Source organism: Mesoflavibacter sp. CH_XMU1422-2 (genome assembly GCF_037029245.1).
GTDB lineage: Bacteria > Bacteroidota > Bacteroidia > Flavobacteriales > Flavobacteriaceae > Mesoflavibacter > Mesoflavibacter zeaxanthinifaciens.
In genome coordinates, this window is sequence record NZ_JAYMEE010000062.1 from 389,521 (window position 1) to 409,615 (window position 20,095).

17 protein-coding genes are annotated in these 20,095 nt (G+C 30.4%); 9 read left to right on the top strand and 8 right to left on the bottom strand.

Going from position 1 to position 20,095, the window contains the following annotated elements:
• Positions 1–3: 3 nt before the first annotated feature.
• The 3 genes from WA340_RS11140 to WA340_RS11150 are packed head-to-tail and all read right to left on the bottom strand — an operon-like array spanning position 4 to position 3,456.
• Positions 4–1,317, bottom strand: coding sequence for a (Fe-S)-binding protein (locus WA340_RS11140; RefSeq protein WP_336129113.1), 1,314 nt, complete (start codon positions 1,315–1,317; stop codon positions 4–6).
• A gap of 21 nt (positions 1,318–1,338) precedes the next feature.
• A complete protein-coding gene (locus WA340_RS11145) occupies positions 1,339–2,295 on the bottom strand; it encodes an MlaD family protein (protein ID WP_336129114.1) in 957 nt (318 codons plus the stop codon).
• A 51-nt stretch (positions 2,296–2,346) separates the two neighbouring features.
• Complete coding sequence (locus WA340_RS11150; RefSeq protein WP_106677634.1) at positions 2,347–3,456, bottom strand: N-acetylmuramoyl-L-alanine amidase family protein; 1,110 nt, start codon at positions 3,454–3,456, stop codon at positions 2,347–2,349.
• Between the two features lie 87 nt (positions 3,457–3,543).
• Here WA340_RS11150 and WA340_RS11155 point away from each other — a divergent pair, with 87 nt between their 5' ends.
• From WA340_RS11155 to WA340_RS11165, 3 genes are all read left to right on the top strand, one after another.
• Positions 3,544–6,324 carry a putative LPS assembly protein LptD gene (locus tag WA340_RS11155; RefSeq protein WP_336129115.1) on the top strand — a complete coding sequence of 927 codons (2,781 nt, stop codon included), beginning with the start codon at positions 3,544–3,546 and terminating at the stop codon, positions 6,322–6,324.
• 8 nt (positions 6,325–6,332) lie between these two features.
• A complete protein-coding gene (locus tag WA340_RS11160; protein ID WP_336129116.1) occupies positions 6,333–6,713 on the top strand; it encodes a RidA family protein in 381 nt (126 codons plus the stop codon).
• 109 nt (positions 6,714–6,822) lie between these two features.
• Positions 6,823–7,863 (top strand): GMP reductase, encoded by a 1,041-nt coding sequence (locus WA340_RS11165; RefSeq protein ID WP_336129117.1) that lies wholly within the window; start codon positions 6,823–6,825, stop codon positions 7,861–7,863.
• A gap of 18 nt (positions 7,864–7,881) precedes the next feature.
• Here WA340_RS11165 and WA340_RS11170 read toward each other — a convergent pair whose 3' ends face one another.
• The 5 genes from WA340_RS11170 to WA340_RS11190 form a co-directional block, all read right to left on the bottom strand.
• Complete coding sequence (locus WA340_RS11170) at positions 7,882–8,244, bottom strand: methylglyoxal synthase (RefSeq protein WP_027879053.1); 363 nt, start codon at positions 8,242–8,244, stop codon at positions 7,882–7,884.
• A 9-nt stretch (positions 8,245–8,253) separates the two neighbouring features.
• On the bottom strand, positions 8,254–9,117 hold the full coding sequence (locus WA340_RS11175; RefSeq protein ID WP_336129118.1) for an N-acetylglucosamine kinase: 864 nt from the start codon (positions 9,115–9,117) through the stop codon (positions 8,254–8,256).
• A 75-nt stretch (positions 9,118–9,192) separates the two neighbouring features.
• Positions 9,193–10,194 (bottom strand): type I glyceraldehyde-3-phosphate dehydrogenase, encoded by a 1,002-nt coding sequence (gene gap, locus WA340_RS11180; protein ID WP_027879055.1) that lies wholly within the window; start codon positions 10,192–10,194, stop codon positions 9,193–9,195.
• 33 nt (positions 10,195–10,227) lie between these two features.
• Entirely contained in the window at positions 10,228–11,214 is a 987-nt protein-coding gene (gene pfkA / locus WA340_RS11185) for a 6-phosphofructokinase (RefSeq protein ID WP_027879056.1), read from the bottom strand.
• A gap of 162 nt (positions 11,215–11,376) precedes the next feature.
• Positions 11,377–15,819 carry a translocation/assembly module TamB domain-containing protein gene (locus WA340_RS11190; RefSeq protein WP_442920773.1) on the bottom strand — a complete coding sequence of 1,481 codons (4,443 nt, stop codon included), beginning with the start codon at positions 15,817–15,819 and terminating at the stop codon, positions 11,377–11,379.
• A 117-nt stretch (positions 15,820–15,936) separates the two neighbouring features.
• Here WA340_RS11190 and tsaD point away from each other — a divergent pair, with 117 nt between their 5' ends.
• The 6 genes from tsaD to WA340_RS11220 all read left to right on the top strand — a co-directional run bounded on the left by tsaD (position 15,937) and on the right by WA340_RS11220 (position 20,090).
• A complete protein-coding gene (gene tsaD / locus WA340_RS11195; protein ID WP_336129120.1) occupies positions 15,937–16,959 on the top strand; it encodes a tRNA (adenosine(37)-N6)-threonylcarbamoyltransferase complex transferase subunit TsaD in 1,023 nt (340 codons plus the stop codon).
• A 91-nt stretch (positions 16,960–17,050) separates the two neighbouring features.
• Entirely contained in the window at positions 17,051–17,677 is a 627-nt protein-coding gene (locus WA340_RS11200) for a peptidylprolyl isomerase (protein WP_106677620.1), read from the top strand.
• Positions 17,678–17,768: 91 nt separating this feature from the next.
• Positions 17,769–17,987 carry a hypothetical protein gene (locus WA340_RS11205; RefSeq protein WP_336129121.1) on the top strand — a complete coding sequence of 73 codons (219 nt, stop codon included), beginning with the start codon at positions 17,769–17,771 and terminating at the stop codon, positions 17,985–17,987.
• A 78-nt stretch (positions 17,988–18,065) separates the two neighbouring features.
• Positions 18,066–18,770 (top strand): 16S rRNA (uracil(1498)-N(3))-methyltransferase, encoded by a 705-nt coding sequence (locus WA340_RS11210; RefSeq protein WP_336129122.1) that lies wholly within the window; start codon positions 18,066–18,068, stop codon positions 18,768–18,770.
• 2 nt (positions 18,771–18,772) lie between these two features.
• Positions 18,773–19,414 (top strand): DUF4159 domain-containing protein, encoded by a 642-nt coding sequence (locus WA340_RS11215; protein ID WP_336129123.1) that lies wholly within the window; start codon positions 18,773–18,775, stop codon positions 19,412–19,414.
• A 169-nt stretch (positions 19,415–19,583) separates the two neighbouring features.
• Positions 19,584–20,090 (top strand): TrmH family RNA methyltransferase, encoded by a 507-nt coding sequence (locus tag WA340_RS11220; RefSeq protein ID WP_336129124.1) that lies wholly within the window; start codon positions 19,584–19,586, stop codon positions 20,088–20,090.
• The last annotated feature ends 5 nt before the right edge of the window (positions 20,091–20,095 follow it).

Below are 20,095 nucleotides of genomic sequence, written 5' to 3' on the forward strand. Positions count from 1 at the left end.
AGTCTACTCGTCTTTCCATTTTAAACGATCCATTTGGTTGTATGGCCAAGGTGCACCGTTATTTTCTATATTGGTCATCATATTATTTAATTCCATTGGTGCCGCACTTTGCTCCATAACTAAATATTGACGCATTTGCATGATAATATTTAATGGATCTATACTAACTGGACAAGCCTCTACACAAGCGTTACAGCTGGTACATGCCCAAAGTTCTTCATTTGTAATATAATCGCCTAATAATTGTTTACCGTCGTCTACAAATTTACCGCCGTTTGCATCAATATTTTTACCAACTTCTTCTAAACGATCTCTGGTATCCATCATGATTTTACGTGGTGATAATTTTTTACCAGTTAGGTTTGCAGGACACTCGCTAGTACAACGACCACATTCTGTACAGGTGTAGGCGTTTAATAAGTTTAACCAACTTAAGTCTTGCACATCGCTTGCTCCAAATTTTTCTGGTTCTGCAGCGTTATCATCTTCTGCTGGCGCAGCAAATGGATCTGCATTTGGATCCATCATTAACTGTACTTCTTTGGTTACTGTTGGGTTATTAGGAAACTGTCCTTTTGGCGTTAATTTACCGTAATACGTATTTGGAAACGCTAATAAAATATGTAAATGCTTAGAGAAGTATAAATAGTTTAAGAATACTAATATACCTACAATGTGTAACCACCAAGCAGCTCTTTCTATAATGTGTAATGTTCCTTCTGATAATCCAGAAAATAAAGGTGAAATAAATTGACTAATTACATTACCTGAATCTAAGGATTGAAATGTTGTATCTGTTGCATTCATAACCAAAAACAAGGTCATTAATACCATTTCAAAATAAAGGATAAAATTACCGTCATTTTTAGGCCAACCTTTCATTTCGGCGCTTAAAAAACGTTTTAATTTAATAACGTTACGTCTTAACCAAAATACAACAACTGTAACAAATACTAATGCTGCAAGGATTTCAAAACTACCTATTAAAAATCCGTAAACAGATGTTGGTAATACTTTTAATCCTATTCTATGCGTCCCGAAAAGTCCATCAAGAATAATTTCTAAAACTTCAATATTTATAATAACAAAGCCTACGTAAACAATTATGTGTAACAATCCTGCTATAGGTCTTTTTACCATTTTACTTTGGCCTAAAGCAATATAAGCCATGTTTTTCCAACGTTGTGGTTTATTATCTGAAACGTCTAAATCTTTACCTAGCTTAATGTTTCTTGATAATTTTTTTACGTTTTTTACAAAGTAGCCAATGCCTAAAATAAGGACAATTGCAAATAGAATATTAGGAATATATTCCATAGTTAGTCAATTTAAATTTAGTTAGTTATTGTCTTTAATCTCATTACCTTCAGCATCATAACGTTTCGGTTTTTTTCCAAATAATGAAAAATGTACATAACGTTTTGGATTTAACTTCATGTCTTGCAGAAGTTGTTCCATTTGCAATGCTGCGCCTTCAAGATTATTATATAATTTATCGTCTTTTAAAAGTTTTCCTAAAGAGCCTTCTCCGTTTTCTACATTTGCTAAAATACCATTAACACTGTTTAATGTATTCTCTAATTTTTCAATACTATTACTTATTTGAGCTTCTTTTAACTCTTTTGATAATGTAGTTAAATCTTTACTTACGGTTTTAAAATTTTCTAAAACTTGAGCGATATTCTCATCATTCTTCTTAACAACTCCATTTATTGAATATGAAAGATTTTTGAATGATTTTAAAGTTGAATTTAACTCTGCAATTGTATTTTTTAATCCGTTTTCTGATGTATCTGTAACTAAACCATTTAGGTTAATCAATAAAGTATCTGCAGATTTTAAAGTTGAATTTAAATCTGTACTAAGTTCAGAAAAGTTACCTGTTAATTTATCTACTAACCCTTGCTCTACTTCAGACTTTAAAAAGTCACCGTCTTTAGCATAATCATTATCATTAGCAGCAATTAAAGCCAAAGCATTACCATCCATAATACCTGGCTTGTAAAGTCTTATAATACTATTTTTTGAAAACTTTATTTCGTCATCAACAGTAAAAGACACTCTTGTTTTACCAGTGTTTATATCGTAAACAATATCTTTTACCTTACCAACTCTATTTCCTTTAATAGTTACAGAAGAAGATTTTGAAAGCGCATTGTATTCAAATTCGGTATAATATACATCGTCATTTTCTAAAATATTATTTCCTTTTAAGTAGTTATAACCGAATATAAACAGGAAAATACCTGTAAGAACAATTATAGAGGTTTTGACTTCTTTTGTAATTTTTATCATATTAGAACTTGGTTATGTAACAAAATTAGAAATAAAATTATTAATGGACTGCTATTTTTTTTCTGTTTTTAAAGCTTCAGAAACTTTTATCTGTTTACCATCTTTAAATGCAGTAATAAATGCTGTATTATAACCTTTGTTTTTTGCTTGAATTTGAAGCTTTTGTATTTGATTATAGTCTGAAGTATAACCATAATAATATTTGTAAAGCTTACCTACTTTTTGTCTAGAAATATCTTTTAGACCTTTAAAGTTATACGGTTTTGGGTCTAAAGCTTTACTACTTGCAGCCAATTGCACCTTAAAAACAACATTTGTAATGGTGTTTTCTGTTGTTGGTATCGTATCTGCAATAGGTTTTTCTATATGGTTACCTACATTAAAATCTAAATCTTTTTTATAATCTTTAATTGCATTAGCAATTGCTGTAGATAACTCTGATTGACCTTTTTTAGAGTTAAGGTATTTACCTTCGTGCGTGTTGGTTACAAAACCTGTTTCTATCAATACACTTGGCATAACTGTTTGATGTAAAACAATAAAACCAGCTTGTTTTACACCTCTATTTTTTCGCTTTAGTTTGTTAGTAAAATTACCTTGAATATTGGTTGCCAACTTAATACTTTGATCTAAATACTCTTCTTGCATAAAGGACAAACCGATAAAAGATTCTGGTGAGTTTGGATTAAAACCAGCGTAATTTTCTTCATGATTTTCTTCTAAAAAGATAACTTCGTTTTCTGCTTTAGCAACCTCAAAATTGGTTTTATTTCTATGCAACCCTAAAACATAGGTTTCTGAGCCATAAGCTTGACTAGTATGAGCATTACAGTGTACAGAGACAAACAAATCTGCATTAGCATCGTTTGCTATTTTACCTCTTTTAAACAAATCTACAAATACATCTGTTTTTCTAGTATAAACTACTTTTATATCATGTTCTTTTTCTAAAATCTGACCAATTCCTAATACAACTTTTAAAGCTATATCTTTTTCTTTTAGTCCAGATTTAGCGTGTTTACCAGGATCTTTACCACCATGACCAGCATCTAAGACTACTATAAATTTATCTTTATCTACTTGGGCAAAAACATTATTTAATGTAAAAAATGTTAATACTATAATAAAAGACACGAAATGTTTTAAAGTGTTCGTTTGCATAGATATTATAACCTTTTTTTTATAGGTTTATTATGGAATATAAATTTTAACGAAATATAAATATTTCAATAAAAAATATATGTAGTTTTGTCAATTCAAAAACCAAGCCATACTTTTACAAAAATACATTTAAAAGCATTGCATACACAACGTCTTAACATACTTTTTACTCTTAGTTTTACAATGTTTATTAACATTGTTTGCTTTGCACAAAAAGATTTACCTAGGGAAGGAACAAAAATTCCACCTGTAGAAAACACAGAAGAATTACCTGAAGAAGAAGTTAATGATAGCCTTACCATTGATGCAGAAAGCTTTTTAGCAAGTAATAAAGAAATAGACTCTACTAAAAACGATACAATTAAGCCTAAAGCTCAACTTTTATCAAGTACTGTAACTTATAAGGCTACAGATTACATGGCTTACAAGAAAAAAGAATCTAAAATGTATCTTTATAATGAAGCTGAAGTCTATTATGAAGATATGGAGATTAAAGCTGGTAGTATTATCTTAGATTTTGATAAAGATCTAGTATATGCTTACGGTATAAAGGATACACTAGGTAATTATACTCAAAGACCAAGCTTTAAACAAGGTCAAAACTTAATAGAACCAGATTCTATTATTTTTAACACAGTGACAAAAAAAGGGTTAATATATAACTCTCAAACAGAACAAAACGGAGGTACTTTAATCACAGAAACTACTAAAAAAATTAATGATTCTGTATATTATGTAAGAAATGCAAAATTTACTACTGCAGAAGATTTAGACGATCCGGAATATTATTTTTTAATCAGTAAAGGTAAAATTGTACCAAACTCAAAAGTAATTACTGGTCCAACACAAATGCATATTTATGATGTCCCTACTCCTGTTTGGATACCTTTTGCTTTTTTTCCGTTAACCAAAACACGTACATCTGGAGTAATATTTCCTAGTTTTGGAGAAGATGGTACACGTGGTTACTTTTTACAAAATGGTGGTTATTATTTTGCGATTAGTGATTATGTAGATTTAGCTACTATCGGAGATTATTACACCAATGGTAGTTACGGGTTAAGACTAGAAAGTAAATATGCCAAACGTTATAAGTTTAATGGTAACGTAGGTTTTAGATATGAAAATTTAATTACTAGCGAGCGTGGCTTTCCTGATTATGCAAAAACTACTATTTATAACATACGTTGGTCTCACAATCAAGACAGTAAAGCCAATCCTAACTCTCGTTTTTCTGCGTCTGTAAACCTTGGTAGTAGTAATTATTATCAACAATCTGTAAATCAAGTTAACTTACCTAACACTCAAAACAACACACTAGCTTCTTCTATCTCATATTCTAAAACATTTCAAGGAGAGCCACAAGCAAATATTAGTTTAACAGCTACTCACTCTCAAAACACACAAACAGGACTTGTAAATATGACACTACCGACGTTTCAAGGTAGTATAAGTCGTATATTTCCTTTTGCTCCAAAAACTGGAGTTAAAAAAGGAATTATTCAAAACATTAACTTACAGTATAATGTTAGAGCAGAAAACAGAATAAGTACAGAAGAAGAATTTTTCTTTAAAAGTGAAATGTTTGATGATGCGCAAGTTGGCGCAAGGCATTCTATACCAATTTCTACAAACTTTAAAGTGTTTGACTATTTTAGTGTAAGTGCTAATGCTAATTATGAAGAAGTATGGACATTAAATCCAATTAGAAAATATTATGATCCTGTGCTAGATGATATCGTTACAGAAGAACTAAACAAATTTGATTCTTTTAGAACCTATAATTTTAGCACAAGTGTTGGTACAACCATTTATGGTATGTTTGACTTTGACAAAAAAGGAGAAGGCAAAAGATTACAAAAAATAAGACACGTTATTAGACCATCTATAAGTTATAATATTAATCCTGCTTTTGATAATTATTATGACACCGTAGAAGTTATTGACGCAGACGGAACAACAAGGTCAGAATATACTCGTTTTGAAAACAGTCTTTTTGGTAGTCCAAACAATACCTTTTCTAGTTCTATAGGTATTGGTATAGCAAATAACTTTGAAGCAAAAGTAAGAGACAGAGACACCACAAAAGTAGAACCAAAAAAAATCACATTATTAAATAACCTTAATTTTTCTACTTCATATAATGTGGCAGGAGACTCTTTAAATTGGAGTCCTGTAAGAGTTACCGGTGGTATGCAAATTTTAAATAATAAAATGAACATTAACTTTGGTGCTACATTAGACCCATATGCATTAGATGCTAACAACAGAAGAATAAACACTTTTAATATAGATAATGGTGGAAGTTTATTTAGAATGACCAGCGCTAACCTTACTTTAAACTACAGTTTAAGTAGTGATGGTATAAGTAATTCTACTAACGAAAGTCAAAGCTCTATTAACGAAAGGTTACAAGGTGGTGGACGTGCAGATGACTTATTTGGTGTATCTGAAGATTTTGCAGATCAACAATTTAATAGAGATGGTGTCGATAAAGAAGAAGAGGAAGAAGAAGAATCCGAACTTTATAATTACAAAATACCATGGAGCCTAAGACTTGCCTATGCTGTTAACTACTCTAACGCAGCAAGACAAAATGAAATATCCTCACATTCATTAATGTTCTCTGGTGATATAGAAATTTCACCAAAATGGTCCATTGGTGGATCATCAAGTTATGATTTTAAAAACAAAGGATTTGGTTTAACACAATTAAGATTTCAACGTGATTTATTAAGTTGGAGAATGAACTTTAGTTGGGTACCTTTTGGTACTTATAACCGTTGGAATTTTTTCATAGGAATAAAATCAAGCTTACTTAAAGATTTAAAATACGAACAACGTCGTAGACCAGACGAACAGTTATAATATTAATTATGAAAAAAATCATAACAACAACAAATGCACCGGCTCCAATAGGACCATATAACCAAGCGGTTTTAAACGGAAATACTTTATACACATCAGGTCAAATTGCTTTTAATCCTGAAACTAATGAGCTTGTTTTAGATGATATTAAAACAGAAACTAAACAAGTCATGGAAAATCTAAAAGCAGTGTTAGAAGCTGCAGAAATGACTTTTGAAAATGTCATAAAAACTTCAATATTTATTAGTGATATGAATAACTTTTCTTTAATCAACGAAGTCTATGGAAGTTATTTTAATGAAGATACAGCTCCAGCAAGAGAAACTGTAGAAGTTGCTAACTTACCAAAATTTGTAAACGTAGAAATTAGTATGATTGCTTCAAAATAAGCTATAACTATAAACAATTGTTAATAAAACAGCCTTATCTTTTTAAAAAAAGATAAGGCTTCTTTTTTAATTACTTGTATTTTTGATAGTAACCCAAACATTACTATCAATGCGTATTGAATTAGATATTAAATTAGGTTTTAAAGATGTAATGATAAGACCTAAAAGATCTACATTAAAAAGTAGATCGCAAGTAGATTTAGAAAGAGAGTTTAAATTTTTACACAGTAACCATACCTGGAAAGGTATACCTATTATGGCTGCTAATATGGATACTGTTGGCACGTTTGAAATGGCTTCTGCCCTATCTAAACACAAACTATTTACTGCAATACATAAGCATTATTCTTTAGAGCAATGGAATCAATTTCTATCTAATTCAGGCAACGATATTAGTAATTATATAGCTGTAAGTACAGGAACAGGAAAAAATGACATTGAAAAGCTAAATTCAATTTTTAATGCTCATCCTGACTTAAAGTTTATTTGCATAGATGTTGCTAATGGATATTCAGAACATTTTGTTGATTTTGTAAAGAAAACAAGAGATAATTTTCCTGATAAGATTATTATGGCAGGAAATGTTGTAACCGGAGAAATGGTTGAAGAGTTATTAATATCAGGAGCAGATATAGTAAAAGTAGGTATTGGACCAGGTAGTGTTTGCACAACACGTGTTAAAACAGCTGTTGGTTACCCGCAATTATCTGCAATTATCGAATGTGCTGATGCAGCTCATGGGTTAGGTGGACAAATAATTAGTGATGGTGGTTGTACTATTCCTGGAGATTTATCTAAAGCTTTTGGAGCAGGTGCTGATTTTGTTATGCTTGGCGGTATGTTTGCTGGTCATACAGAAAGTGGCGGTACTACTATAGAAAAAGACGGAAAAAAGTATAAGCAATTTTACGGTATGAGCTCTGCAACAGCAATGAATAAACATGTTGGTGGCGTAGCAGATTATAGAGCTAGCGAAGGTAAAACGGTAGAAGTTGCTTTTAAAGGTGATGTAGAAAACACCTTGCAAGATATTTTAGGAGGCATAAGAAGTACATGTACTTATGTTGGTGCTGCAAAACTAAAAGAGCTAACAAAAAGAACTACTTTTATTCGTGTTGCAGAACAAGAAAATCAAGTTTATAACTCATAAAAAAAGCACTTTATTAAGTTAAAGTGCTTTCATTAAAAGATCTGCTGTAGCAGGATTTGTAGCTAATGGTACATCATGTACATCACATAATCGCATTAGCATTAAAACGTCTGGTTCGTGTGGATGTTTTTCTAAAGGATCTCTAAAAAACAATACCATATTACATTTTCCTTCTGCTACTCTTGCTGCAATTTGTGCATCTCCTCCTAAAGGTCCTGATAAAAGTCTAGTAACATCAAATCCTGCTTTTTTTACTTTTTTACCAGTTGTACCTGTAGAAATTAATGTTATATTTTTATTTAGTAATAAGTCTTTGTGCTGGTTTAAAAACTGAACCATTTCTGCTTTTTTACCATCGTGTGCTATAATTGCTATTTCCATGAGTTTTTATCATTTAGATGCGTTTGTATGAAAACTTACTAAACCTTCAATAGGTCTTCTTTCAAAATTTCCTACTGTAAAGTTTAGCTCTTTAGCAACTTCTTTAATTTCTTCTTGACAGAAAAAAGCTATTGAACCTGCAAAATGTACAGGAACAGTTTTTAATTCTTCTTCATACTGTAAAATCATGTTTTTAGCAAAACGTCTTATACCTTTTTTTATTAATTCTTTTACGTACAGAGAATCTTTATTAAGTATCATAAACTCTGCAAAACTTGCTAAATATGCGTTAGGATTTGGCTGTTTATATAAATTATATTTAATATAATCTGCATCTAAATTATACTTGTCTCCAAAAGCTACTTTTATATCTTCTGGCATGTGGTTAAAGTAATAATCACGTATTAATTCTTTACCATAATAGTTACCAGAAGCATCATCCATTAATGTATAACCTAAAGATTTTACACGTTGGTGAAGTTTTTTTCCATCATAATAACTACAGTTTGATCCTGTACCCATTATACAGACTACTGCAGCTTCGGTTGGCTCGTTTACTGTTGCAAATACGGCAGCCATAGTATCTTCTTCTACAGAAATTTCTGCATTAGGAAAAAACTCGTGAAGCACTAATTTTAGTACTAATTTCGGGTTTTCTGTACCGCAACCTGCACCATAAAAGTATATATTAGTTACTTCGTTTCTATGTTTTTTTAAGGCTTCACTTTTTTTAAGGACTTTTTTTATTTTCTTTTCTGAAAGAAGCGCAGGATTTAATCCTTTTGTACGGATTTTTTCTAACAACTGATTTCCTTGGTTATCTACCGCTTTCCAGTCGCATTTTGTAGATCCGCTATCAACAATTAAAATCATAAAATTAGTTTTAACAAAAAAGCGTAGCACTTTTTATAAATATACTACGCTTTTGTTTAATTGAATAATTATGGATTATAGTGAGTTTACTTTTAAAGCTAAATCTACTAATTTGTTTGAGTATCCAAATTCGTTATCATACCAAGATATTAACTTGAAGAATCCAGAATTTAATTCGATTGACGCTTCTGAGTCAAATACACTTGTTCTTTCTTCGCTTACAAAGTCTTGAGAAACTACCATTTCGTCTGTGTAACCTAATACACCTTCCATTTCTCCTTCAGAAGCTTTCTTCATTGCTGCTTTAATTTCTTCTAAAGAAGTTTCTTTTTTCGTTTTTACTGTAAGATCTACTACAGATACATCTACAGTAGGCACTCTAAATGCCATACCTGTTAATTTTCCGTCTAATTCTGGAATAACTTTACCTACAGCTTTTGCTGCTCCTGTTGATGTTGGTATAATGTTATTTAGGGCTGAACGACCTAATCTATAGTTTTTTCTTGATGGTGAATCTACCGTAAATTGTGTTGATGTTGCAGCGTGAATTGTAGTCATTAATGCCTCTTCTATACCAAAGTTTTCTTCTATCACTTTAGCGATTGGTGCTAAACAGTTAGTTGTACAAGATGCATTAGACACAATATTGTCTGATGCTTGTAATTTGTTGTCATTTACACCCATTACAAACATTGGTGCGTCTTTACTTGGTGCTGAAATTACTACTTTTTTAGCGCCTGCTTGTATGTGATAATCTGCTGTTTCTAATGTTGTAAATATACCTGTACACTCTGCAACCACATCTACTCCTGCTTCATCCCATTTTAAGTTTTTTGGGTCTCTTTCTGCAGTTACACGTATTGTTTTTCCTTCTACTATTAGGTTACCATCTTTTACTTCTATTTTTCCATCGTAACGTCCGTGTACAGAATCGTATTCTAATAAGTATGCTAAATGCTCTACGTCTAATAAATCATTTATTGCTACTACTTCTACATTATCTCTTTTTAAAGTTGCTCTAAAAACGATTCTTCCAATACGACCAAAACCGTTAATTCCTAATTTTAATGTTGACATATTTTTATTAATTATTTTACTGTTAGTTATTATTTATGTTGTCATTATATCTGATACACGAATTAACTCGTGATCAATCTCTGACTTTCCTTTTACTGCTTGTTCTAATGGTGTTAAAACTATTTCGTCTTTAAGTAAACCTACCATATAATTAGATTTACCTTCCAAAAGACTTTCTACTGCTTTTACACCCATTCTACTAGCTAAAACACGATCAAAGCATGATGGTGATCCGCCACGTTGCATGTGACCTAAAACAGATACTCTTACTTCGTATTCTTCCATGTTTTCTTCAACATAGTCTTTAAGTTCGAATACGTTTTTACCTGTTTTATCTCCTTCGGCTACAATTACTATACTAGAAGATTTACCTGATTGTTTACTTCTTCTTAAAGATTCTAAAAGTCTATCTAAACCTAAGTCTTCTTCTGGTATTAAAATTTCTTCAGCTCCTGCTCCTACACCAACGTTTAAGGCTATATGACCTGCATCTCTTCCCATTACTTCTACAAAAAATAGACGATTATGAGAACTAGCTGTATCTCTAATTTTATCTACACAATCTACTACAGTATTAAGTGCTGTATCATAGCCTAAAGTGTGTGATGTACCATAAATATCATTGTCTATTGTACCTGGTATACCCATTACAGGAAAACCGAACTCTTCATTAAAGATTAATGCTCCTGTAAAACTTCCATCACCACCAATTACAACTAATGCATCTACGTTTTCGGCAACTAAAGCGTCATAGGCTTTTTTACGACCTTCTTTAGTTCTAAACTCATCAGATCTAGCAGATTTTAAAAATGTACCTCCTTTATTGATAATATCTTTTACACTTCTTGCTGTTAAGGGTTTAAAATCGCCTTCAATCATTCCCTCGTAACCTCTATATATTCCTACACATTCTATTTTGTAAAAAGCGCAGGTTCTAACCACAGAACGAATAGCTGCATTCATACCAGGAGAATCTCCTCCAGAAGTAAAAACAGCTACTTTTTTTATAGTATTTGACATAAAATTAATTTGTTAGTATTGTAAAGCTACTAAACAAATTTTATTATTGACATGAGTTTTACTAAAATTTTGCGAAGTGCCGCAAACTATATCGTTTTCGTTAATAACTATTTAATTTTGAAGACGTTTTACTAAGGATATTTATGTTTAAAAAGTGAAAAATTAGTCTTTTTTGAAAGTATTATCAGACTTAAAAACCGATTCTGGTTCGGTTGCATTTTCGTTTGGATCTTGATTAAGATTTTGTTCTTCTTTTTCTTTTTTTGGATTGAAAATTTTACGCAGTAATTCTCCAAAAGTATCAAAGTCTACGTTGTATGCAATTCCTACACCTTGAGTGTAGCCTATTTCTTCTCCAAAATTACGAATGCTGTTTTCTCTATTAAATACTTTTGCTATTAAAGTTCCTTCTTCATTTAATAAAAAGTCAACCTGAACATCTCCTGCGATAACAGAATCTCCTAATCCACCAACTGGCACACCAACTTTACCGTTAATAAGAACACGGTCTGATATTTTGGTTTGTAAAGTTACACCTACTCTATTATCTGTTTGAAAATCTGGTCTTGTTTGTCCTGCTTCAAAATTTAGTCCAACATTAAACTTACCGTCTCCTGTAGATAATAGGTTGTTAACTAATCCATTTAAACGCTCGGTTAATGTTCCTGTAAAATTAAGGTTTTCTAATCCACGACTAAAGGATCCTGTAGCTAAAAGGAAAAGTGCCTGATTTTCTCTATCTTCTCTTGAGTCTAATCTATAATTTAACTCTGATTTTATTGTTGAGCTTGTATTAGGAAAATCAAAAGCATAGTTAATTGTTGGTCGTTCTAATTGATCTGTTAGCTCTAAAGTTAACTCTACAGGAATACTCCTATTAATTCCACTATCTAATAATGGCGAAGGGTTAGCACGTGTACTGTATTTTGCTTTGATATCTATTAAGGCGTCTAACGGTGGACCATTCCATGCAAGTGTACTTACATAAGGCTCTACAACAAATTGTTTTTGTACAACACCGCTGTATAGAAAATTGTAAACACCTTCATAAATTACAAAGTCACCGTACATATCAAACTTGTTATTAGTGTTTATTTCTATCAATAAACCACCAACACCACGACCTTTTATTGTACTTCCTGAAGTTTTATCTATTAATATTTCAATTTCGGCATCTTGAGTAACATCTAATTCAAAATTTAAGTCTAAACCTTCATCTACTTCAAAATCTATTTCTTTACCTTCTTCTTTTGCTTGTTTTTCTTCTGGTGTTAAAAAGTGAATGATAGAATTATCTCCGAAAGATTCATTATCATTTAGTGGAATTTTAAATACAGTACCTTCTTTGGTTTCGGCAATTACATTTATACTTAACGCTTCTGTTGCACCAACAATTTCTGCACTACCACCTATAAAAGCGGTACCATAATACATAGATTCTTCTGTATATTTGGTATCTAACACTAAGAGTTTTTGTGTGTTTATGCCTAAGTTTAATTTCCATTTAGAAAAATTGTTGTGGCTTATACTACCACTAAAACTTCCTTTTGTATTGTGTTTAGTGTCTGTAATATTTGTTTTTTGAAAGTTGAAACTTTGGTCTTTCAAGATGATTTTTGTGTTGTCCTGAAATTTATAATCAACCATCAAATAAGGCACACCTAATCCGCCATTATTAATTAATAATTCTCCATTAAAATTTGGTTGATTAAGATTACCTACGACTTGAGTGTTTCCTGTAACCTTACCTCTTATATTACTTAGTATTCCATCTAAAAATGGATTTAATGGTTTTAAACTAAAATCTCTAAACGCTACATCTAAATCTATAGAAGGTTCTTGTCCTGATACTATTATACTACCATTAGCTTCAAATGAATTAGTTGCATCATCCTTTATTTTTGCATTTACCGTATAGTTTGATAAGTCTGAGTTTCCTTCAATTTTTGCATCAAAAGAACCTAGGTATGTTTTGTTAAGCTCTAAATTATCTATGGTGATGTTAGAACTTGGTAAATAACTACCGTTTTCTTGTAATACATTAAGTTTTCCATTAATCGTACCTGCTAGACTTAAACTATCAATCTCTGGAATAATTTTATTTAAATCTACATCTTTAAAATTAAGGTTTAAGTCTTTGTAAGTAGAGTCTTTTAAAACACCTGCTAACTTAATTTCTTCATTTTGATGGTTAAGTAAAATGTCTTCAATTTTAAAATCTTTAAAATCTCTATCAAAAATTATTTTATTAAAGTTGTTACGGTCTTCATTAATATGCCAATTATTACCTTTAAAGGTGACATCGCTCTTTTTAAAACCTACAACCGAATTGTTGTCTTGATCTATTGTATGATAAAAACTTAAATCGTAAAGGTCATCATTTCGTTTACCGCCTTTAAATTCGCTACGCATATAAAGCGTATCATTTAAGGTTACATTAATTAAGTTGAATTTTGAAATATTGTAGACGTTTGTATTTATACTATCAATTTCTACGTAAGTATTAAATAATGGATTGTTATTATCTACTTGTATCTCAATTTCGTTAGCAAAATATTCTAATAGCTTTATTTTTGGTGATTTAAAGGTTAGCTCAAACTCTTTTTCGTTACTTTCTACTCTTCCTCTTATAAATGTATTTGGTGCTAACTCTACCTCTGGTAAGAATACTTCTACTATTTTATTATAAATTTTAAAATTGAAGTCTATATATTGATTACCTTCTATCTTATTAGGCTTGTAATTTGTATATATACTTTTTAAAGAGTTTTCAAAAAGTAACTCTAAATCATTAAATTTAAAGTTTCCGTTTAAGCTACCTTCAATAATTTCGGGAGAGTTTATATCTATTATATGTTCGTTATCAATAAACTGAGAGTTTATTTCGAAATCTTTGAAATTATATGTATCATTTTCATTTTTATAGGTAGTATTTATAAATTGAATGTATCCTACTGCATCATCAATAGTATTTGCATTCATTTTCATTTCTACAATTCCTGAAAATTCAGACTGTTCGTCTCTATTATAAAAATTTAAAGTTTTTAGGTTGGCATAATCTACATTAGCAATAAAGTCAAAAGTGTTTACTTTTTGAGATAAATCTGCTAATCCGTTAAATTCTAATTTTAAATTTTGATCGTTAACAACAAGCTTACCATTAAATTTGCTCTGCTTATAAACACCATTAACAGCAATGTTTTGGTAATTATAAGCATTGTAGTTTATACTATAAACATCACCTTTTAATTGTGTAGATAAGTTTTCTTTTTTAAACCCAACACCATCTACTTCTACATTTAGAGATGTTGTTGTTAATTTAGGATCGTCTAATAATTTGCCTATATTAAATTGATCTAAAATAATGGTTCCTCTATAAGAAGCGTTATCAATATTATTAACATTATACATCTTTAGATCTGAATCTACATAACCTAAATCTGTGATAATCTCTAAATCTGCAATTATATTATCTGGCGTAACATGGCTTGTCCCTTTTGCTGTAAAATTACCTAGCTTATCAAAAATTGAAGGTATGGCTTCGCCTAAAACATTAGGTAACAACGCTTTTAAATCTCTATAATTTGAAGACAGATTAGTAAAGCTTCCATCCATTTCAAAATTATTAGCTTCACTATTAAAAAGGTTTTTAAAATTTATATCACCATAAATTTTAGTGTTACTACTTGTGTTTAATCTTAAATTTATAGTGTTTAAATTATTTAAAGTCCCTGAAAGTTTAGTACTAAAGTTAACTCTTTGATTAATCCCAAATTCATTATAAAATTTATTTAAATCATCAAGTAATATGCTAGCTTCTGTAAAATTTGCATCTACATTTACTTTATCTTCAAAATCTTTAAAATCTTCTCTATTATAATTAAAATTTAAATTTCCCTCTACATAAGATGCTTTGGTTTTAATACTTAAATCATCAAAACGCATTTGTGTTAAAGTATAAGAGAAGTTTGTTGATAAATTTTGAAGTGCTAAACCACGATTATCTATAAATTGCATGGTATTAATACGTGCACTTACATCACTTCCATCAATTAAAAAGTTTGTTGCATTTATGTTTAAGTTATCAAACTGAAGTATTTTTGGTGTCTCTTTATTCTCATCAATCATTCTAAACACACCATTATTTATGGTAATATCACTAGAAGACATTAAAAAAGAACTTTTAGATGTTTTAGGTTGGTCATCATCAAATCTTGCTACAAAAACATCTAGATTAGTATCAGTTTCATCTTTGTAGGTTTTAATATTAAACACCAAATCATCTAAACTTATATCGCCAAAATTTAATGTGCCATCATAAAGATTCTTAAAATTAATAATAGAAGTTTTAATCTCTGATGCACTAATTAAAGTATCTAGTTTGTAATCTTTTATTAAAACATCTTTTATCTGTACATCTCCATTAAAAGCAAGACCAACTTTATCTATATTAATATTAGTCTTAAAATCTTGATTTAATCTATCTGTAGCATATTTACCTATCTTTGTTTGTACAGCAGGTATTGATAACACAAGCATTAAAATAATAAATAGCAATACAATTATTGCTATTATCTTACCAAATATTTTAAGTGCTTTTTTGATATTGAATTAAAATTATAATTTTAAAAGAAACCTTACATTTGCATATACGTTAACAAATGTAATCTAGTTGTTAATTAACACCTCAAAATTAACAATTATTATGCCTAAAAAAAGCTAATGAACTCACAAAATATTTATATCCTTGGAATTGAGAGCTCTTGCGACGATACTGCTGCTGCTGTAATCCATAACGGAAAAATTTTAAGCAACATTATTGCTAATCAAAAAATACATGAAGAATATGGCGGCGTTGTGCCAGAATTAGCCAGTCGTGCTCACCAACAAAATATTGTTCCTGTTGTTGACCAAGCGCTTAAAAAAGCTGGAGTTACCAAAGATCAATTAAGTGCAGTAGCTTTTACAAAAGGTCCAGGACTTATGGGAAGCTTGTTAGTTGGTACATCTTTTGCAAAATCTTTGGCATATGGATTAAACATACCCTTAATAGACGTAAACCACATGCAAGCGCATATTTTAGCGCATTTTATAGATGAAGAAGGTTTTGATAAACCACCTTTTCCGTTCTTAGCAATGACTATTTCTGGTGGACATACTCAAATTGTAAAAGTGAATAATCACTTTGATATGGAAGTTATTGGCGAAACTATTGACGATGCTGTTGGAGAAGCGTTTGATAAAAGCGGAAAATTATTAGGTTTAGGTTATCCTGCAGGACCAGAAATTGACAAACGTGCTAAATTAGGTAATCCAAAAGTTTTTAAATTTAGTAAACCAAAAGTAGACGGACTTAATTTTAGTTTTTCCGGTTTAAAAACGGCTATTCTTTATTTTATTCAACGTGAAGTAAAAAATAACCCAAATTTTATAGAAGAAAATCTAAACGATATTTGCGCTAGCATACAATACACCATTATTGGTATTCTAACCGATAAATTAAAAAAAGCAAGCAAAGAAACAGGTATTAAACACATAGCAATTGGTGGTGGCGTTTCTGCAAATTCTGGAATACGACAAGCCTTAAAAGATGGCGAATCTAAACACGGTTGGACAACATATGTGCCTAAATTTGAATTTACCACAGACAATGCAGCTATGATTGCTATTGTTGGCTATTTAAAATATTTAGATGAAGATTTTACTACACAAAATGTAATGGCTAATGCAAGACTAAAAATCTAATTTTGTTAATAACGTTTTAAAAAAGCCTATCTACAACATCTTTTTTTTGTTTTTTTGTTCTATCAAAACTAAAATTCTAAAAATTTAATTAATGAAATATCTACTTACAGTAACACTAGCTTTAATCACTTTTACAGCAACTGCTCAAAAAAAACTGATTAAAAGTTTAGATACTATTACCAACACAGAACAAGCAGAAAAATTTTTAGAAACCAAAAAATCTAGAAAAAACAAGATCCTTATTTTTAATGAAGAAAAACACCAATCCAAACTAGCTAACGCACTTTTAAACACATCTGTTGGTAGCACAAAAGTAGTTAAAGGCGAATTTGATACGACAGTTTACAAAGTCATAGAAAAAGATAACCAACGTCATTACAGACTAAGTTACGTGTATTTAGATGGTAATAAATTAGATGCCGAAACCATTGTAAAATATAAAAACGAAATCCTTCAATCTTACGAAGATGGTGTAAGATTTGATGATTTAGCAAAAAAATATTCAATGGATAAAAATGCGTTACGTGGTGGCGATTCTGGTTGGTTAAAAGAAGGTAATCTTCCTATTGAAGTAGAAACCGAAGCGTTTAATCTAGAACACAAAGTAGGACAAATTTACACGGTTAGAATACCAGAGCCACAAGCTTATTTTGTAATTTTAAAAACGCACAGAATTAAAAAAATTAAAGAAATTAAAGTTTTAAAAGTTATAGATTAATTATAAAGAATAATTTAGCTTTTAATCGTATAAATTACTGTTAGTTAATAGTTTGATGTAACTTACATTAGTAAACGTAAAACAAGCTATTATGAAACTATTTTTAATTAAAGCGATGGTAATTGTATCGTTATTACCATTAGCTTTTTCCCTTAATTCTGGTAAAAAACCAAATAACGACAAAAAAATTACAATTTGTCATGTTCCGCCAGGTAATCCTGGAAATATGCATAAAATAACAATAAGTTATAACGCATTACAAACGCATTTAGACCATGGAGATTTTATTTGTACAGGACAAGACCAATAATTAAAATTTATTAAAATAAAGAGTCTTATTTTATCCAAAAGTAAGACTCTTTTTTATTTTTGTCTTTTTAAAAATTATATGCAGTTATTCTATAATTCAGATATTTCAGAACAAAACAATACGTTTACTTTTCCTAAAGACGAAAGCAGACACATTGTAAAAGTTTTACGTAAAAAAGTTGGTGATACGCTTTATATCACTAACGGAAACGGATTTCTTTTTACTGCAAAAATCACTATTGCAGATCAAAAAAACTGCATGGTAAGTATCGAAAATTCCGAATTTAAAAAACCAACTGATTACAAACTTCATTTAGCTGTTGCACCAACAAAAATGAATGACCGCTACGAATGGTTTTTAGAAAAAGCTACCGAAATTGGTATCACTAGCATCACGCCTATTTTTTGCGATCATTCCGAAAGAAAAAAGGTAAAATTGGATCGTTTTGAAAAAATTTTACAATCAGCAATGAAGCAATCGCTTCACTTATATCTGCCAACTTTAAATCAACCTATATCATTTAAAGACTATATAAATCAAGACTTTTCTGGAGATTTATTTATCGCGCATTGCGAAGAAACAGATAAAAAATCATTAAAAAACGAAATTAAACCCAACGCAGAAACTACTATTTTAATTGGTCCAGAAGGCGATTTTTCTGTTAATGAAATTGAAACAGCAATAAAAAATAAATTTATTCCTGTAACTTTGGGTAATACGCGTTTACGTACAGAAACTGCTGCTATTGTTGCCTGTCACAGCGTTGCTTTTATAAACGAATAATTATGAAGTTTAAACTTATCTTATGTTTTTGTCTGTGTTCTATCTTTGGGTTTTCTCAAGATTTAGCAGTCTTAAAATATAAAGGTGGCGGCGATTGGTATAGTAATCCAACAGCTTTACCAAACTTAATCAAGTTTTGTAACGAAAACATTGGTACAGCGATGAACACAAAACCAGAAGTTGTTGAAGCTGGCAGTATTGATATTTTTCAATATCCAATGCTTCACATGACTGGTCACGGAAACGTTATTTTTGATGATGCTGAAGCTGAAAATATCAGAAATTATCTTGTTTCTGGCGGATTTCTTCACATTGATGATAATTACGGAATGCAGCCTTACGTTGTAGAAGCTTTAAAAAAAGTATTCCCAAATCAAGAGTTGGCAGAATTACCTAATACGCACGAGATTTTTAGCGCAGCATTTCAATTTAAAGATGGTTTACCAAAAATACACGAACACGATGGTAAAAGACCACAAGCTTTTGGATTGTATCATGAAGCCAGATTAGTGGTTTTATTTACTTTTGAAAGTGATTTAGGCGATGGTTGGGAAGATCAAGAAGTACACAACGATCCTGAAGACGTGCGTTTAAAAGCTTTAAAAATGGGCGCAAATATTGTAAAATATGCGTTTGAACATTAAAAGATGGATGATTTAATAACAGCTTTTATTGACTTTATTTTTTTTAATTCAGATTATGATCAAAAAAACTCATATGCTCAAATATTAAAAACTCTTTTTAAAGTTGTTATATTTTTAATAATAGTAACTATCATTTTATATTTCATATTAAAATAAATCTAAATTCCATTTGCAACTCAACCATTACAATACCAACTTTAAACAACAAACATTTCCTATTACCATTGTTTGTCAAAATGTAACTAACGCGCCTAATATTGGGAGTTTGTTTAGGACTTCAGATGCATTTGGTGTAAAAGAATTAGTGTTTACAGGAACCGAAATTCCGTTAGGCAGAAAAATGACCAAAACGTCTAGAGCTACCGAAAAAGTCGTGAATTATCAGGTTATAGAAGATGCTTTCGGCTTTATTTCTAATTTAAAAAAAGAAGGTCATCAAATTATTTCATTAGAAATTACAGATAATAGCGTAGCATTACATAAATTTAGTTTCAACTTAAATGCGCCAATTGTATTAGTGATTGGTGATGAAAATTTTGGAGTTTCAGATAATATTTTAAGCATTAGTGATGCTATTATTCACATAGATATGTTTGGTCAAAATAGCAGCATGAATGTGGTACAAGCTACTAGTATTGCACTTTACCAAATAACTAAACAACTAAACCACAAATAGTTTAT

What these genes read in the sequence shown, in the direction of transcription:
- WA340_RS11140 (WP_336129113.1), bottom strand. Translation starts at nt 1,317, where the DNA reads ATGGAATATATTCCTAATATTCTATTTGCAATTGTCCTTATTTTAGGC.
- WA340_RS11145 (WP_336129114.1), bottom strand. Translation starts at nt 2,295, where the DNA reads ATGATAAAAATTACAAAAGAAGTCAAAACCTCTATAATTGTTCTTACA.
- WA340_RS11150 (WP_106677634.1), bottom strand. Translation starts at nt 3,456, where the DNA reads ATGCAAACGAACACTTTAAAACATTTCGTGTCTTTTATTATAGTATTA.
- WA340_RS11160 (WP_336129116.1), top strand. Translation starts at nt 6,333, where the DNA reads ATGAAAAAAATCATAACAACAACAAATGCACCGGCTCCAATAGGACCA.
- WA340_RS11165 (WP_336129117.1), top strand. Translation starts at nt 6,823, where the DNA reads ATGCGTATTGAATTAGATATTAAATTAGGTTTTAAAGATGTAATGATA.
- WA340_RS11170 (WP_027879053.1), bottom strand. Translation starts at nt 8,244, where the DNA reads ATGGAAATAGCAATTATAGCACACGATGGTAAAAAAGCAGAAATGGTT.
- WA340_RS11175 (WP_336129118.1), bottom strand. Translation starts at nt 9,117, where the DNA reads ATGATTTTAATTGTTGATAGCGGATCTACAAAATGCGACTGGAAAGCG.
- gap (WP_027879055.1), bottom strand. Translation starts at nt 10,194, where the DNA reads ATGTCAACATTAAAATTAGGAATTAACGGTTTTGGTCGTATTGGAAGA.
- pfkA (WP_027879056.1), bottom strand. Translation starts at nt 11,214, where the DNA reads ATGTCAAATACTATAAAAAAAGTAGCTGTTTTTACTTCTGGAGGAGAT.
- tsaD (WP_336129120.1), top strand. Translation starts at nt 15,937, where the DNA reads ATGAACTCACAAAATATTTATATCCTTGGAATTGAGAGCTCTTGCGAC.
- WA340_RS11200 (WP_106677620.1), top strand. Translation starts at nt 17,051, where the DNA reads ATGAAATATCTACTTACAGTAACACTAGCTTTAATCACTTTTACAGCA.
- WA340_RS11205 (WP_336129121.1), top strand. Translation starts at nt 17,769, where the DNA reads ATGAAACTATTTTTAATTAAAGCGATGGTAATTGTATCGTTATTACCA.
- WA340_RS11210 (WP_336129122.1), top strand. Translation starts at nt 18,066, where the DNA reads ATGCAGTTATTCTATAATTCAGATATTTCAGAACAAAACAATACGTTT.
- WA340_RS11215 (WP_336129123.1), top strand. Translation starts at nt 18,773, where the DNA reads ATGAAGTTTAAACTTATCTTATGTTTTTGTCTGTGTTCTATCTTTGGG.